15 protein-coding genes and 1 tRNA gene are annotated in these 15932 nt (G+C 71.3%); 10 read left to right on the forward strand and 6 right to left on the reverse strand.

From position 1 onward, the window contains the following. The first annotated feature begins 12 nt into the window (after positions 1-12). Both QI633_RS09695 and QI633_RS09700 read left to right on the forward strand, forming a co-directional pair. On the forward strand, positions 13-933 hold the full coding sequence (locus tag QI633_RS09695; RefSeq protein WP_282428826.1) for an alpha/beta hydrolase: 921 nt from the start codon (positions 13-15) through the stop codon (positions 931-933). Between the two features lie 207 nt (positions 934-1140). Further along, positions 1141-1638 carry a DUF3145 domain-containing protein gene (locus tag QI633_RS09700; protein WP_141799365.1) on the forward strand — a complete coding sequence of 166 codons (498 nt, stop codon included), beginning with the start codon at positions 1141-1143 and terminating at the stop codon, positions 1636-1638. A 129-nt stretch (positions 1639-1767) separates the two neighbouring features. On the opposite strand, the gene QI633_RS09705 is transcribed toward QI633_RS09700, so the two are convergent. The 5 genes from QI633_RS09705 to QI633_RS09725 form a co-directional block, all read right to left on the reverse strand. Beyond that, a complete protein-coding gene (locus tag QI633_RS09705) occupies positions 1768-3018 on the reverse strand; it encodes a beta-ketoacyl-[acyl-carrier-protein] synthase II (protein WP_141799364.1) in 1251 nt (416 codons plus the stop codon). Between the two features lie 33 nt (positions 3019-3051). Continuing rightward, positions 3052-3297: an acyl carrier protein gene (locus QI633_RS09710; RefSeq protein WP_141799363.1), complete on the reverse strand. Its 246-nt coding sequence runs from the start codon at positions 3295-3297 to the stop codon at positions 3052-3054. A gap of 71 nt (positions 3298-3368) precedes the next feature. Further along, positions 3369-4367 (reverse strand): beta-ketoacyl-ACP synthase III, encoded by a 999-nt coding sequence (locus QI633_RS09715; RefSeq protein WP_141799362.1) that lies wholly within the window; start codon positions 4365-4367, stop codon positions 3369-3371. Beyond that, entirely contained in the window at positions 4364-5305 is a 942-nt protein-coding gene (locus QI633_RS09720; RefSeq protein ID WP_282428827.1) for an ACP S-malonyltransferase, read from the reverse strand. The genes QI633_RS09715 and QI633_RS09720 overlap by 4 nt, the downstream gene beginning before the upstream one ends. A 115-nt stretch (positions 5306-5420) precedes the next feature. Then, the gene (locus QI633_RS09725) at positions 5421-6605 is read right to left on the reverse strand and encodes a helix-turn-helix domain-containing protein (RefSeq protein WP_141799360.1); all 1185 of its coding nucleotides are present in this window, start codon (positions 6603-6605) and stop codon (positions 5421-5423) included. Positions 6606-6741: 136 nt separating this feature from the next. Here QI633_RS09725 and QI633_RS09730 point away from each other — a divergent pair, with 136 nt between their 5' ends. Beyond that, a complete protein-coding gene (locus QI633_RS09730; protein WP_282428828.1) occupies positions 6742-7740 on the forward strand; it encodes an alpha/beta fold hydrolase in 999 nt (332 codons plus the stop codon). A 21-nt stretch (positions 7741-7761) separates the two neighbouring features. Further along, positions 7762-8763, forward strand: a complete 1002-nt coding sequence (locus tag QI633_RS09735) for an SLC13 family permease (RefSeq protein ID WP_282428829.1) — start codon at positions 7762-7764, stop codon at positions 8761-8763. A 34-nt stretch (positions 8764-8797) separates the two neighbouring features. On the opposite strand, the gene aceE is transcribed toward QI633_RS09735, so the two are convergent. Then, on the reverse strand, positions 8798-11572 hold the full coding sequence (gene aceE / locus QI633_RS09740; RefSeq protein ID WP_260806590.1) for a pyruvate dehydrogenase (acetyl-transferring), homodimeric type: 2775 nt from the start codon (positions 11570-11572) through the stop codon (positions 8798-8800). 280 nt (positions 11573-11852) lie between these two features. Here aceE and QI633_RS09745 point away from each other — a divergent pair, with 280 nt between their 5' ends. The 6 genes from QI633_RS09745 (at position 11853) to QI633_RS09770 (ending at position 15931) form a co-directional block, all read left to right on the forward strand. Then, entirely contained in the window at positions 11853-12230 is a 378-nt protein-coding gene (locus tag QI633_RS09745) for a DUF3052 domain-containing protein (protein WP_141801133.1), read from the forward strand. A gap of 22 nt (positions 12231-12252) precedes the next feature. Further along, complete coding sequence (locus QI633_RS09750; RefSeq protein ID WP_141799356.1) at positions 12253-13905, forward strand: AMP-binding protein; 1653 nt, start codon at positions 12253-12255, stop codon at positions 13903-13905. Then, positions 13902-14402: a peroxiredoxin gene (locus tag QI633_RS09755; RefSeq protein WP_260806075.1), complete on the forward strand. Its 501-nt coding sequence runs from the start codon at positions 13902-13904 to the stop codon at positions 14400-14402. Before QI633_RS09750 ends, QI633_RS09755 begins: the two co-directional genes overlap by 4 nt. 225 nt (positions 14403-14627) lie before the next feature. Continuing rightward, positions 14628-14699, forward strand: a tRNA-Val gene (locus QI633_RS09760). A 53-nt stretch (positions 14700-14752) separates the two neighbouring features. Continuing rightward, a complete protein-coding gene (locus QI633_RS09765; protein ID WP_141799355.1) occupies positions 14753-15358 on the forward strand; it encodes a hypothetical protein in 606 nt (201 codons plus the stop codon). 150 nt (positions 15359-15508) lie between these two features. Further along, a complete protein-coding gene (locus QI633_RS09770; protein WP_282428830.1) occupies positions 15509-15931 on the forward strand; it encodes a hypothetical protein in 423 nt (140 codons plus the stop codon). Position 15932 lies beyond the last annotated feature (1 nt).

Consider the following 15932-nt stretch of genomic DNA (forward strand, 5'->3'; position numbering starts at 1 on the left):
ACACTCCTGCGCATGACGTTCCCCGCTCCCCGGATGCCCGAGCAGCCGAAGCGCCCGACGTTGGAGGGCAACGTCGCCGTCCGCGACGGGCGACGGCTCAGCTTCGCCGAGTACGGGTCGCGCCGCGGTCCGGCGATCGTGTGGATGCACGGCACCCCTGGAGCGCGTCGGCAGATCCCGGTCGACGCCCGCGCGTACGCCGACGAGGTGGGTGCGCGGATCATCGGGATCGACCGGCCGGGGATCGGGTCCTCGACCCCGCACCTGTACGAGAACGTGCACGACTGGACGGGGGACCTGAGGTTGCTGCTCGACGCCCTGGCCATCGACAGCGCCCGGGTGATCGGCCTGTCCGGCGGTGGGCCCTATGCCCTGGCCGCTGGTGCGGCGCTGCCCGATCGCGTGCCTGGCGTGGGCGTCCTCGGCGGCGTGGCGCCGACCCGAGGCCCCGACGCGGCCGAGGGCGGCATCATCCAGCTCGCGGTGCACGCGGCGCCGCTGCTGGCCGCGACCCGGGTGCCGCTCGGGGTCGCGCTGACCGGTGCGATCCGGACGGTGAAGCCGCTCGCCGGCCCCGCACTCGACCTCTACGCCGCGGTGCAGCCGCCGGGGGACAAGAACCTGCTGGGCCGGCCGGAGTTCAAGGCGATGTTCCTCGACGACCTGCTCAACGGCAGCCGGTTCCAGACCTCGGCGCCGCTGGCCGACCTGCTGCTCTTCACGCGGGACTGGGGGTTCCGGCTCGCCGACGTGAAGGTGCCGGTGCGCTGGTGGCACGGCGACGACGACCACATCGTGCCGTTCCGGCACGGGCGGCACTGCGTCGACCGGCTCCCGGACGCGACGATGACGACCATCGACGGCGAGAGCCACCTCGGCGGCCTGGGCATCGCCGTGCAGGTGATGGACGAGCTGCTCGCGCTCGGCGCCTGATTGCGGCAGGGTGTGACCCAGACACGCGGCGGTTGCGCTGGTGTCGCGCCGCCCCATGGGCCACAATGGGAACACAACATCACAGGTGTCACTCCGCAAAACGGTGTCCGCACGCGTTCGCACATCCGACATCTCCGTTGAGACCGCTGGGGAAGGCGTATCTCGCGCCGGAGGTAGAGGAAGCGAGGGTTCGTGGTGACCGGAAGCATGAGTGCGACCAGGGGCGTGTTCTACGTCCACTCCGCGCCGTCCGCGCTGTGCCCGCACATCGAGTGGGCCGTGGGCGGTGTCCTCGGCGTACCCGTCAACCCGGACTGGACGCCGCAGCCGGCGCAGTCGGGGACCTACCGGGCCGAGTTCTCGTGGACCGGCAAGGTCGGTGCCGCCGCCGAGATGGCCTCCGCGCTGCGCGGGTGGAACCACCTGCGCTTCGAGGTGACCGAGGAGCCGACGTCCTCGACCGAGGGCGCCCGGTTCTCCTACACGCCCGACCTCGGCGTCTTCCACGCCGTGATGGGCCTGCACGGCGACATCATGATCCCGGAGGACCGGCTCAAGGCCTCCGTGGTCCGCGCCGCGCTCGGTGAGGTCACCCTCGAGAACGAGATCGACAAGCTCCTCGGCAAGCCCTGGGACGACGAGCTGGAGACCTTCCGGCATGCCGGTGAAGGCGCGCCCGTGCGCTGGCTGCACCAGGTGGTCTGACCCCCCGCCCCCACGACACGACGAAAGACGCCCCGGCTCAGCTCGAGCCGGGGCGCCTTTCGTCTGGGAGCAATCTGCAGTCGGGGCCGCCGGATGGGAGGGTTCCAGCGACCCCGGTCCGGGGGAGGGTCAGCCGAGCGACCCGAAGACGACGGCCACGTTGGCGCCGCCGAAGCCGAAGGAGTTGTTGATCGCCGCGATGTCGCCGATCGGGAGGTCCCGGGGCTTGGTCGCGACGTCGAGCTCGACGCGCTCGTCCTGCTCGTCGAGGTTGATGGTCGGCGGCGCGGTGCGGTGGTGGATCGCGAGCACGGTCGCGACCGCCTCGAGCGCGCCGGCACCGCCGAGCAGATGGCCGGTCATCGACTTCGTGGCCGAGACGACCAGGTCGCTGGCGGCCGAGCCGAGCACGGCGTGCAGCATGAGGGACTCGGCGACGTCGCCCTGCGGGGTCGAGGTGGCGTGCGCGTTGACGTGCACGATGTCGCCGGCGGCGACGCCGGCGTCCTTGACGGCGGCGCGCAGAGCACGGGTGCCGCCACGACCCTCCGGGTCGGGCTGGGCGATGTCGTGGGCGTCGGCGGTGATGCCGGTGCCGAGCACCTCGGCGTAGATCCGGGCGCCGCGGGCCTGGGCGTGCTCGAGCGACTCGAGGACGAGGGCGCCGGCGCCCTCACCGAGCACGAAGCCGTCACGGGCCACGTCGAAGGGACGGGAGACCGTGGTCGGGTCGCCGTCGTTCTTCGACAGGGCCATCATGTTGGCGAACGCGGCGATGGGCAGCGGGTGGATGGCCGCCTCCGTGCCGCCGGCGATCGCGACGTCGACCCGGCCGAGCCGGATCTGGTCGGCGGCCAGGGAGACCGCCTCGTTGCCCGACGCGCAGGCCGAGACAGGGGTGTTGACCGGGCCGCGGGCGCCCAGCTTGAGGCTGATGGTCGCGGCCGGGGCGTTGGCCATCAGCATCGGGACGGCGATCGGGGAGACCCGCCGCGGACCCTTCTCGAGCAGGACCTCGTGGTTGGACAGCAGCGTCTGCACGCCGCCGATGCCGGAGGCGAAGGCGACGCCGAAGCGGTCGCCGTCGAGGTCGCCGGCCTCCTGGACGGCGTCGAGCCCGGAGTCGGCCCAGGCCTCGAGTGCCGCCACGAGGGCGAACTGCGAGGAGCGGTCCAGACGCCGGGCGACGACGCGGTCGAGGACATCGGTGGGCTCGACGGCCGCCGTACCACCGATCTTCACGGGGAGACCGTCAGCCATGTCGCCGAGGGGACGGATCCCCGAGCGACCGGCGAGCAGGCCCTCCCAGGTGCTGGCGACATCGCCGCCGAGCGGGCTGGTGGTGCCCAGGCCGGTCACGACGACACGAGTGCGGGACATGGCTGTCGGTCTCCTTGGTGAGTCAGGTGGGGATCAGGCGGCGCGGTTGCGCTCGATGTAGGCGACGGCGTCGCCGACGGTCTTGAGGTTCTTGACCTCGTCGTCGGGGATGGTGACGCCGAACTTCTCCTCGGCCTCGACGACGACCTCGACCATGGAGAGCGAGTCGACGTCCAGGTCGTCGCTGAACGACTTGTCCAGCTGCACGCTGTCGGCCGGGATACCGGCGACCTCGTTGACGATCTCGGCGAGGGCGGCGCGGATCTCTTCGGTGCTCATTTTCTTGTTCTCCCGTGGTTGATGGGTGGTGCAGGGTGGTGCAATCCGTGGGCGGGCCGCGGGGCGACCCGTCAGGGAACGACGACGACCTGGGCGGCGTACGCCAGGCCGGCGCCGAAGGCGATGAGGAGCGCGGTGTCGCCGCTCTTCGCGTCGCCGTCGTCGATCATCCGGCGCAGGGCCATCGGGACCGAGGCGGCCGAGGTGTTGCCGGCGTCGATGATGTCGCGGGCGATCTTGACCGAGTCCGGCAGCTTGAGCGAGCGTGCCATCGCGTCGGTGATCCGGTTGTTGGCCTGGTGGGGCACGAAGCAGTCGAGCTCGTCGGCGGTGATGCCGGCACGGTCGAGCGCCTGCTGGGCGACCTTGGCCATCCCGTACGAGGCCCAGCGGAAGACCTCGTTGCCCTTCATCGACAGGCACGGCATCTTCTTCTCGCCGGAGGCGAGGATGTCGCGCCAGTCGGGCGTGCGGATGTGGTCGTAGTGCTCACCGTCGGAGCCCCAGACGACCGGGCCGATGCCGGGGGTCTCGGACGGGCCCACCAGGACCGCACCCGCGCCGTCGGCGAAGATGAACGCGGTGCCGCGATCGGTGGGGTCGGTGATGTCGGAGAGCCGCTCGACGCCGATGACCAGCGCGTAGCCGGCGGAGCCGCCGCGGACCATGTCGTTGGCCAGCGCGACGCCGTGGCAGAAGCCGGCGCAGGCGGCCGAGATGTCGAAGGCCGCCGGCTGCTCGGTGCCGAGCTGGTGGGCGATCATGGTGGCCGCCGACGGGGTCTGCAGCAGGTGGCTGACGGTCGCGACGATGACGCAGTCGACCTGGCGGGCGTCGACCCCGGCGGCGTCGAGGGCCTGCTGTGCGGCCGCGACACTCATCGAGACGATGGTCTCGTCCTCGGAGGCGAAACGGCGGGTCCTGATGCCGGAGCGCTGCTGGATCCACTCGTCGCTCGAGTCGATCGCGTCGACGACCTCGGAGTTCGGGACCACGCGCGACGGACGGTAGGCGCCGACGCCGAGCACGGCGGCGTACGACGGTCCGGTCTCGGTCCGCAGCGTCGTCATGCCGGCACCACCTGGGTCTGGAGGGCGTGCCGCTCGCAGAACGCCCGGGCCTCGTCGAGCTGCTCCGGGCCGGTGAGCCCGAAGGTCTCGACCTCCTGCTCGCCGCCCCGGAAGTAGCGCTTGGCGATACCGGTGAGGGTACCGGCGGGCGGAAGCTCGAGGATGCCGGTCACGCCGAGGTCGGCCATCCGGGCCAGGCACAGGTCCCAGCGGACCGGACGGGCGATCTGGCCGACGATCCGCTCCAGCACCTCTCGGCCGTCGGTGAGCGTGGTGCCGTCGGAGTTGGTGATGAAGGGCGTGTGTGCGTCGGCGGCGGTGACGGCCCGGGCCAGCCCGGTGACGTGGTCGACGGCCGGCGCCATGTGGGGGGAGTGGAACGCGCCCGCGACCGAGAGCGGGCGCAGGCGGCCGCCCTTGGGGCCGTTCTCGGCGAATGCCGCCAGCTGCTCGGTCGTACCGGCGGCCACGATCTGGCCGGGGCCGTTGTCGTTGGCGGCGGTGAGGCCCTGCGCGGCGATGGCGGCCAGCACCTCGTCACGGTCGCCGCCGAGGACGGCGGTCATGCCGGTCGGGGTGACGGCGGCGGCATCGGCCATCGCGTTGCCGCGCTCACGGACCAGGACCATGGCCTGCTCGGCGGTGAGCACACCGGCGCCCACGGCCGCGGTGATCTCGCCGACGCTGTGGCCGGTCACGGCCTCCGGGGTGACACCGAGCCGGCGTGCGGCGACCAGGCCGGCGGCGACCAGCAGCGGCTGCGCGATCTTGGTGTCGCGGATGGTGTCCTCGTCGGCCTCGGTCCCGTAGTGGCCCAGGTCGAGCCCGGCGACCGCGGAGAGCCAGTCGACGTAGGCGGCGACGGCGTCATCCTCCAGCCAGGGCGAGAGGAATCCTGGCGTCTGTGCGCCTTGTCCGGGGGCCACGATCACGAGCACGGATCCAGACTGCCGTCCGGGGCCTGACGACCGCGCCTGCACCGTCCACGAACTTGGCGCCGCGTCCTTGTGGGAGTCCTACAAGGACGCCGATCCGCCTGGGGCGTCCTCGGGGTCAGGTCGACTGGCGGCCCAGCACGAGCGCCAGCTGCAGGGTGAGCGCGTCGCGGGGGACCGAGGGGGTGAGGCCGGTGAGGTCGCCGATCTGGCCGAGCCGGTAGCGCACGGTGTTGGCGTGGACGAACAGGGTGCGGGCGGTGGCCTCGATGCCGGCACCGTTGGCGAAGTAGGCGACGAGGGTCTCGACCAGCTCACCGCGGGACTCCGCGAGCGGGCGGTAGAGGTCGTCGATCGCCTCCCAGCGGGCGAGGTCGTCGCCGGCGAGGATCCGCTCGGGGAGCAGGTCGTGGGCCGAGACCGGGCGCGGGGCGTCGGGCCAGCCGACGGCGGCGCGCAGGGCGTCGAGGGCGACCCGGGCCGAGACGTGGGCGTGGGCCAGGTCGGTCGCGGTCGGGCCGACCACGACGGCGCCCTCGCCGAACAGGTGGACCACGGTGCTGGCGTCCTTCTCGAGCTGGTCGACGCCGCCGAGGATGACGACGAGCAGATGGCCCTGGACCGCGCTCAAGGCATCGAGGCCGCCCTCGCGGGCGGCGCGTCGTACGTCGTCGAAGACGCCGGTCTGGCCGGCGGCGTCGGCCTCGGGCGGGGCGGTGCCGACCACCACCGCGACCTCGCCGCGGGAGGACCAGCCGACGGCGCTGGCCCGCGAGAGCACGGCCTCGTCGGTCTCGGCACGCAGGACGGCGTCGACGGCGAGCGCCTCGAGCCGGGCGTCCCAGCGGCCGCGGACCTCGGCCGCGCGGGCGTAGACCTCGGCGGTGGCGAAGGCGACCTCGCGGCCGTAGCGCAGCACGGCGGCGTGCACGTCGGGCAGCACCTCGGGGTCCAGGAGGCGCTCGATGTTGGCCTCGACCTCGTCGATGGTGAGCTTGATCAGGTCGACGGTCTGGTGCAGGTCGACCGTGCCGGCCATCGCGCGGGGCGCCGCGCCGAAGACCTGGCCGACCAGCGCGTGGTCCTGCGGGTCGGAGGCGCCGGCGTCGGCGAACCAGTCGACGAAGCCCTTCACGCCGGCCTGGACGATCATCGCGACGTAGGAGCGCTCCTCGGCGCTCAGGTCGCGGAACCACGGCAGGTCGGAGTCCATCCGGGCGGTCGCCGCCGTGCTCAGCGAGCCGGTCGCGGCGCGCAGCTGCCGGGTGGCCTCGGCCCGCTGCGCCGAACCGGTGGGGGACATGGTCAAAGCCTAGGGGTCAAGGCCTCGCCCGCGATGCGGAGGCGGGGGTGTCGGGCGCCGGGCTCGCGTGGTTGAATCGTGCACCATTGCTAGCAGGAGTGAGCATTTGCTAGCCGAGCGCGGAGGGGGCGCAGCGATGTCGGTGGGGAACGACGTCCGGCACGGGGTCGAGTACGTCATGCTGCACGGCAAGCGCCGCGCGTACGTCAAGAAGGGCTCCGGCCCGGCGCTGTTGCTGCTGCACGGTCTCGCGTGCGACCACACCACGTGGGCGCACGTGATCGACGACCTCGCCGAGCGGTACACCGTGATCGCGCCCGACCTGCTCGGGCACGGCCTGTCGGACAAGCCGCGCGCCGACTACACGCTCGGTGGGTACGCCAACGGGATGCGCGACCTGCTCACCGTCCTCGGCATCGACAAGGTCACCGTGGTCGGCCACAGCTTCGGCGGCGGCGTCGCGATGCAGTTCGCCTACCAGTTCCCCGAGCGCACCCAGCGGGTGATGCTCGTGTCGACCGGCGGTCTCGGGCCCGAGGTGTCGCCGATGATCCGGCTGATCCAGGTGCCGGGCTGGTTCCGCGCCGTCGGGCTGCTGACCCTGCCCGGCATCCGGCAGGTCGAGACCTTCGCCCTGCGTACGGCGTCCGGGCGGCTCACGTTCGGACCGTTGCGCAGGTACACCCGCGACCTCGACGAGGTCGCCGACATCGTCGAGTCGTGGAAGGACCGGCGTACCCGGTTCGCGATCCGTCACCTGGTCCGCGCGGTGATCGACTGGCGCGGCCAGATCGTGACCATGTCCGACCGTGCGTACCTCAGCGAGGCGATGCCGATGGCCGTGCTGTGGGGCCGCGAGGACCAGGTCATCCCGGCCACCCATGCCGAGAACGCCCGGGCGCTGGCGCCCGACGTACGGGTGGACGTGCTCGCGGACGCCGGTCACTTCCCGCACAAGGACCACCCCGAGGAGTTCGTCCGGCTGCTCGACGACTTCATCTCCACGACCGAGCCGGCGTCCTACAACCGGGCGCGGTTCCGGCGGATGCTCAAGGCCGGCGCGACCGCGCCCCTCGGGCCGCTTGCCGCGGTCGCCGTGGCACAGGCGCGCGACGAGGCGGTCACCTCTGCCTGAGCTCGCGGCTGGCGGTCGTCGGTGCTGACGACCTTGACCAGCGTCTTCTGCCTGCTCGCCGTCGTACGGGCCCTCGACGGCGTCCACTTCTTCGGCGCGGTCGCCGAGACGATCATCGCGCTGCTGCGCACCCGCCGCTCCCTGGTCCTGGGCCTGGTCGGCCTCACGCTGGTCGCGTCGATGCTGATCACCAACGACATGGCGCTGCTCACCCTGCTGCCGCTCACCCTGGTGACGCTGCGGGCGACGGGCAACGACGACCTGGTGACCTTCGTCTTCGTGATGGAGACGGTCGCCGCCAACCTGGGCGGGATGATCACGCCCTTCGGCAGCCCCCAGAACCTCTACCTGTACCAGTTCTACGGGCTCGGGCTCGGGGACTTCTGGCGGATCATGGTGCTGCCGTTCGTCGCGTCGGTGGTGCTCATCGTGCTCGTCTGCCTGAAGGTACGGCGGACGCCGCACGAGCCGGTCGTCTTCCCCCACCGCGTCGTGCTAGGCCGCACGCTGCTCTACCTCGCGCTGTTCGCCGTCACCGTCGCGATCGTCGTCCGTGCGGTGCCGGTGTGGGCGGGGTTGGTCGTCGTGCTGGTGCTGCTCGTCGCCGACCGCTCCGCGCTGCTGAAGGTCGACTGGCTGCTCCTCGTCGTACTGGCCGGCTTCTTCGCGATCGCCGAGGGCCTGGCCCGGGTGCCGAGCGTCGCCGAGGCGTTGCGCGACGTGCTCGCGCTCGACCCGCTGCTCGTCAGTGCGCTCGCCAGCCAGATCCTGTCGAACGTGCCGACGGCGGTGCTCGCGGCGCCCTTCACGACCGAGCACGCGCAGCTGCTGGTGGGGGTCAACGTCGGCGGCGTCGGCACGATCGTCGCGTCCCTGGCCAGCCTGATCACCCTGCGCCAGCACGCCACGGCGCGTCCGGGGGAGACCCGCACGTTCCTGCGGGTCTTCACGCTCGTCAACGTCGCGTTCTTGGCGGTGTTGCTGGTGACGACGCGAGGGGCGGTCGCAGCCGGCTGGCTGTGACCGCCCCTCGGCGTTCGCTCGTCCCGGTCGGGCGTCAGGCGTCGCCGCCCTCCTGCAGAACACCGGCGACAGCGGTCGGGTCGTCGATCCGGTAGCGCTCGACGGCCTCCTTGACCCGGCCGGGGTCGATCTCGCCGGCGTCGGCGAGCGCCGCGAGCGCCTGCACGACGACGGACGGGGCGTCGACCTGGAAGAACCGGCGGGCGGCCGGGCGGGTGTCGGCGAAGCCGAAGCCGTCGGCGCCGAGCACGTGGTAGTCGGCGGGCACCCACTGCGCGATCTGCAGCGGGACCGCGGTCATGTAGTCGGAGACCGCGACGACCGGGGCGTCGGCGTTCGCGCCGGCGCCGAGCGCCTCGGCGACGTACGGCGTGCGGTGGGCCTCGTCGGGGTGGAGCAGGTTCCACTTCTCGGCGGCGATGCCGTCGCGGGCCAGCTCGTTCCAGGAGGTGACCGACCAGGTCTCGGCCTGGACGCCCCACTCCTCGGCGAGGATGCGCTTGGCCTCCTCGATCCACGGGAAGCCGACGCCGGAGGCGAGCAGGCGCACCTGCGGTCCCTCGGACGTGGGGGAGTCGGTGACCTTGTACATGCCCTTGAGCAGGCCCGCGACGTCGAGGCCCTCGGGCTCGGCGGGCTGGTCGACCGGCTCGTTGTAGACGGTCAGGTAGAAGATCACGTCCTCCCCGAGCGGGTGCGCGGAGTTCACGCCGTACATCCGCTCGATGCCCGAGCGCATGATGTGTCCGACCTCGTAGCCGAACGCCGGGTCGTAGTGGACGACGGCCGGGTTCGTCGCCGCGAGCAGCGGGGAGTGGCCGTCGGCGTGCTGCAGGCCCTCGCCGGTCAGCGTGGTGCGGCCGGCGGTGGCGCCGATCAGGAAGCCGCGCGCGAGCTGGTCGGCCATCGCCCAGATCGAGTCGCCGGTGCGCTGGAAGCCGAACATCGAGTAGAAGATGTAGAACGGGATCATCGGCTGGCCGTGGGTCGCGTACGACGAGCCGGCCGCGATCGCGGAGGCCATCGCGCCGGCCTCGGAGATGCCCTCGTGGAGCATCTGACCCTGCGGCGACATCTTGTACGACAGCAGCATGTTGCGGTCGACGGACTCGAACTGCTGGCCGTGCGGGTCGTAGACCTTGGCCGAGGGGAACATCGCGTCCATGCCGAAGGTGCGGTACTCGTCGGGCGCAATGGGCACCAGGCGCTTGCCGATCTCGGGATCCTTCATCCAGTCCTTGAGCAGGCGGACCGCGGCCATGGTGGTGGCGACCTTGTGCTTGCCGGCGCCCTTCTTCAGGTCCGCGTACATCGCGTCGCCGGGGAGCTTCAGGGCCTTGGCGCGGATCACGCGCCGGGGGATCGAGCCGCCGAGCTGGCGACGGCGCTCCATCATGTACTCGATCTCCGGCGAGTCGGCACCGGGGTGGAAGAAGGGCGCGGCGCCGGTGGCCTCGTAGGCCGCCTCGAGGTCGCGGTCGCTGATCGGCAGGTAGAGCCGGTCGCGGAACTTCTTGAGGTCGTCCTGGGTGAGCTTCTTCATCTGGTGGGTGGCGTTCTTGCCTTCGAGGGCGTCGATCGTCCAGCCCTTGACCGTGTGGGCGAGGATCACCGTCGGCTGGCCGACGTGCTTGGTCGCCGAGTCGAAGGCGGCGTACACCTTGCGGTAGTCGTGGCCGCCGCGCGGCAGCTTCTCGATCTGCCGGTCGGTCATGTGCTCGACCATGGCGCGCAGTCGCGGGTCGGGGCCGAAGAAGTGCTCGCGGTTGTAGGCGCCGGACTCGACCGAGAAGGTCTGGAAGGCACCGTCCGGGGTGGAGTTCATCTGGTTGACGAGCACGCCGTCGACGTCGCGGGCGAGCAGGGCGTCCCACTCGCGACCCCAGATCACCTTGATCACGTTCCAGCCCGCGCCGCGGAAGTTGGCCTCGAGCTCCTGGATGATCTTGCCGTTGCCGGTGACCGGGCCGTCGAGCTGCTGCAGGTTGCAGTTGATGACCCAGGTGAGGTTGTCGAGCTCCTCGCGGGCGGCGATCCGGATGGCGCCGAGCGACTCGGGCTCGGCCATCTCGCCGTCGCCGAGGAACGCCCAGACGTGCTGCTGGCCGGTGTCCTTGATGCCACGGTTGGCGAGGTAGCGGTTGAACCGCGCCTGGTAGATCGAGTTGATGCCGGTCAGTCCCATGGAGACCGTCGGGAACTCCCAGAAGTCCGGCATCAGCCGGGGGTGGGGGTACGACGGCAGGCCGGCGCCCTTGCCGTGCTGGACCTCCTGGCGGAAGCGGAAGAGCTGATCCTCGCTGAGGCGGCCCTCGAGGAAGGCGCGGGCGTAGATGCCGGGGGAGGCGTGGCCCTGGATGAACAGCTGGTCGCCGCCGCCCGGATGGTCCTTGCCGCGGAAGAAGTGGTTGAAGCCGACCTCGTAGAGGCTCGCGCTGGACTGGTAGGTGGCGATGTGCCCGCCGACCTCGAGGCCCTTGCGGTTGGCGCTGGACACCATCACCGCGGCGTTCCAGCGGATGAACGCCCGGATCCGGCGCTCGACGTCCTCGTCGCCGGGGAACCACGGCTCGCGCTCCGGCGGGATGGTGTTGATGTAGTCGGTGCTGCGCAGCGCCGGCACGCCCACCTGCGCCTCACGGGCGCGCTCCAGCAGGCGCAGCATGACGTAGCGGGCCCGCTCCCGGCCGCGCTCGTCGACGAGCGCGTTGAACGAGTCGATCCAGTCCTGGGTCTCGTCGGGGTCGATGTCGGGGAGCTGGGTCGGCAGGCCCTCGTGGATGACCGAGGGAGTCGACGCCGCGCGCACGGCCGGGGTGGTGCCGTCGGAGTTGGTGCCGGTGTTCGTGTCGGAGGTCACGTCGCCCATCGTTGCACCTCTCAGAAGGGCAGAAAATCTACCCGTGAGTACTGCGAGGGAGACGTTCTGGGCGCCTGAGGGTTGCGCCACGACCCCAGACTCCGCTGGACTACTCCTCATCCCGCACCCGCGGGACGTTCGTCGTACCCGAACCACTGGAGGACTCACCGTGACTTCGACCGCCACCGGCGGCACCAGCTCATCCGGCCCGACCGGACCCGCAGAGAGGATGGGCCTCAAGCAGGGGATGGTGGTCCAGGAGCTCGGCTGGGACAACGACACCGACGACGAGCTGCGCGTCGCGATCGAGGACGCCATCGACGGCGATCTGGTCGACGGTGACTACGGCAACGTCGTGGACGCCGTCCTGCTGTGGTGGCGCAACGACGACGGCGACCTGGTCGACGGCCTGGTGGACGCCCTCACCGACCTCGTCGGGGGTGGCGTGATCTGGCTGCTGACGCCCAAGATCGGGCGCCCGGGCGCGGTCGACGCGGCCGACATCGCCGAGGCGGCCCCCATCGCCGGCCTCTCGCAGACGACCGCCGCCGCGGTCAGCAAGGACTGGGCGGCGACCCGACTGGTGGCACCCAAGTCCGTCGCCTGACGGCGTGGGCTTGAATAGGGGCATGGGGAAGATCGCGCACCTGGTCACCGGCCGGGTCAAGGACACCGGAACCAGCCTCAAGATCCTGACCGAGTCGGGGATCGTGCGCCCCTACTCGCCGCTCGTGATCGCCGGCATGGCCAACGCCCTGCGGCAGTGGAGCACCACGCCCGCGGGCGGGTTCAAGACCATCGCGCTGCGGATGCCCCAGCAGGTCGCGATCATCGACGAGCGCGGCGCGCTCACCTTCGGTGAGCTGCAGGAGCGCACCAACGCGCTGGCCCACGGGCTGCGCGCCCGCGGGGTGAGGGCGGGCGACGGCGTGGCCGTCATGTGCCGCAACCACCGCGGCTTCATCGAGGCCTCCATCGCCGTCAGCAAGCTCGGCGCGGACGTGCTCTACCTCAACACCGCCTTCGCCGGCCCGCAGCTGGCCGACGTGATCGCGCGGGAGAAGCCGCGCGTCGTCGTCCACGACGAGGAGTTCACCGGCCTGCTCTCCGGTGCCGACATCGCCGACCGGGTGCTCGGCTGGACCGACGGCGACGCGGGTCCGGACAGCCTGGAGGGACTCATCTCGGCGGGGGTCGCCGCCGGTCGCACCGCCGACCTCACGCCGCCGGCCAGCAAGGGCCGCACCATCATCCTCACCTCGGGCACGACGGGTACGCCGAAGGGTGCGCCCCGGCCCCAGGGCGGCCTGCCGGCGGCGATCTCGCTGCTGTCGCGGATGCCGCTCAAGAGCGGCTGGAAGTGCCACGTCGCCGCGCCGCTGTTCCACACCTGGGGCTTCGCGCACTACCAGCTCGCGATGATGCTGGGCACCACCCTGGTGCTCACCCGAAGGTTCGACCCCGAGGACGCGCTGCGGATCCTCCACGACGAGGAGTGCGACTCGTTCGCGGTCATCCCCGTGATGCTCCAGCGGATCCTGGCGCTGCCGGCCGAGACGCTGGACCGCTACCCGCTGCCGCACCTCAAGGCGGTCGCGTCCTCCGGCTCCGCGCTGCCCGGCGACCTGCCGACCCAGTGGATGGACCGCTTCGGCGACAACCTGTACTCCATCTACGGCTCCACCGAGGTCGCCTGGGCCTCGATCGCCTCCCCGAAGGACCTGCGCGAGGCGCCCGGCTGTGCCGGCCGGCTGCCGCACCAGACCGTCGTACGCATCCTCGACGCCGACGGCCGCGAGCTGCCGCAGGGGGAGTCGGGCCGGATCTTCGTCGGCAACTCCCTGCAGATCGAGGGCTACACCGGCGGTGGCGGCAAGGAGATGGTCGACGGCCTGATGTCGTCGGGCGACGTGGGCCGCTTCGACGCCGAGGGCCGGCTCTACGTCGAGGGTCGTGACGACGAGATGATCGTCTCCGGTGGCGAGAACGTCTTCCCGAAGGAGGTCGAGGACTGCCTCGCGGCCCACGAGCGGGTGGCCGAGGTCGCCGCCATCGGCGTCGAGGACCCCGACTTCGGCAAGCGGCTGCGGGCCTTCGTGGTCCGCGTCCCCGAGGCCGAGCCGGTCTCGGCCGACGAGCTCAAGGACCTGGTCAAGCAGAACCTGGCCCGCTACAAGGTGCCGCGCGAGATCGTCTTCCTCGACGAGCTGCCCCGCAACGCCACCGGCAAGGTCCTCAAGCGCGAGCTCGCGGCGATCGAGCCGACGGACTCCACCCCGTGAGGCCCGACGTGGCCGGACCGCCCAGCGCCGCCGCGGGCATCGAGATCGGCGGACTCGCGCCCGACTTCACGCTGCGCGACCAGTTCGGGCAGGACATCACCTTGTCGTCGTACCGCGGGGTCAAGGCGGTCGCGCTCGTCTTCTACCCGTTCGCGTTCAGCGGGGTGTGCAGCGGCGAGATGCACGGCATCCGGACCCGGCTCGACGAGTTCCTCACCTTCGACACCGAGGTGCTCGCGATCTCCTGCGACCCGGTCTACGCGCTGCGCGCGTTCAGCGACGCCGACGGTCTCAACTTCGGGCTGCTCAGCGACTTCTGGCCGCACGGCGAGGTCGCGCGGGCGTACGGCGTGTTCGACGAGCGCGGTGGCAGCGCCGAGCGGTCGTCGTACGTCATCGACAAGGCGGGCCGCCTGGCCTGGTCGGTGCACAACCCCAAGCCCGCCGCCCGGAGCGCCGACGACCTGCTCGAGGCGCTGCGCGCGGCTGCTGTCTAGGAGCCTGCTCCTAGACAGTTCGGTCCGTTCGCGTAGTCCATTTGGGTCATTTTTCAACTATTTGGGCTCGATCCGTTGGACGGACGGGATCCGGCGGCTACTGTTCTACTCGTTGAACCGCTGGTGACCCGAGACGCCAGCGGTTCAGCTCATTTTTGCCTCCGGTCCGGCTGGGGCGCTGGTTTCGGTCCTGCGACCGCGCTTCGGTACGCTTGCCCGGCTTCCGGGCGTATAGCTCAGCGGTAGAGCCCCTCGCTTACAACGAGGTGGTCGGGGGTTCGATCCCCTCTGCGCCCACCGGTCCGGTGATTTGGCGACATGTCGTCAACATCTGTGCGAGGGTGTGCGCCATGTCGATCTCGGTGTCGCGGGCCGTCCCCGCCCTGCTGCTGTCCGTCCTCCTCTCGGGTGGTTCGGTCCTGCTCGCCGCGCCGGCGCAGGCTGACCGGTGGACGTACGACGACGCGGTGGGCGACGTGACCCAGCTGGTCGAGACGGACACCTCGCTGTCGGTCCAGTCGGTCCCGGAGCAGGCGAACGGCGACATCGTGCAAGTCGCCGTCGACCACCGACGCTCGAAGGTGGTCATCGACATCCGGACCCGGACCAGGATCACCGGTGCCTTCATCGCCGGCGTCGAGCTGCGCACGCGCGGTCACCACTTCGCGTTGATGTGGATGCGGGCGCCGGGGGCGAACAGCGCCGAGCTGATGGACTTCAACAGCAAGGACCTCACCGTGCGGTGCGGCGACCTGAAGCGCAGGCTCGTCGCGGGCAGGACCGGGATCCGGCTCTCGGTGCCGCGCACCTGCCTCGACGACCCGCGCTGGGTGCGGGTCGGGGCGACGCTGTCGACGTTCGGCCTAGTCACCGGGCAGAGCATGGACGACGACGGACTACGGACCGGTACAACGCTCAGCGGCGCCTCCGGGAAGTCGCCGAAGATCAGGCGCTGATCCGCGCCAGCTCGACGTACATGGCCTGCACTCCAGGGTGCCGGCTGTTCATGAGAACCCTCTCACCGGTGACTCATGCGTGCCTCACCCCGGCTCGAGAGGGTGGCGGTGTCGACGGGACGTCGACGTCCACCGATCGAGGAGGTACCCATGAAGAAGCCCCTGATGGTCGCGGTCAGCGCGCTGGGCGGTGTCACGGCGGCCGGAGTCGCCGTCAGCGTGCTCGCCTGGCCCGCCCAGGCCGGCGCCGCCGACACGAAGGTCGCGTTCAAGCGGGAGCAGGACACCGCCGACGTCGTGCTCGTCAACGACGATGACGACCCGGACGACGACCCGACCAACGCGGACACCCACACGAACACCCACACGAACACCGCCACCGGCACCACCGCCGGAGGCGTGACCAACACCCAGGGCGACGGCACCCGGACCGGTGCCCGCAGCGGCCGGGACGACAGCCGGACCGGCCGCGCGGCCGCGGCGGACTGGACCAACGACGGGCCCGGGCCGAAGGTGCGGGACTGGACCCGCAACCACACCAACGACAAGACCCGCCACAACACGCGCGGCTGAC

Origin of the sequence: Nocardioides sp. QY071, assembly GCF_029961765.1 — a bacterium.
Taxonomy (GTDB): domain Bacteria; phylum Actinomycetota; class Actinomycetes; order Propionibacteriales; family Nocardioidaceae; genus Nocardioides.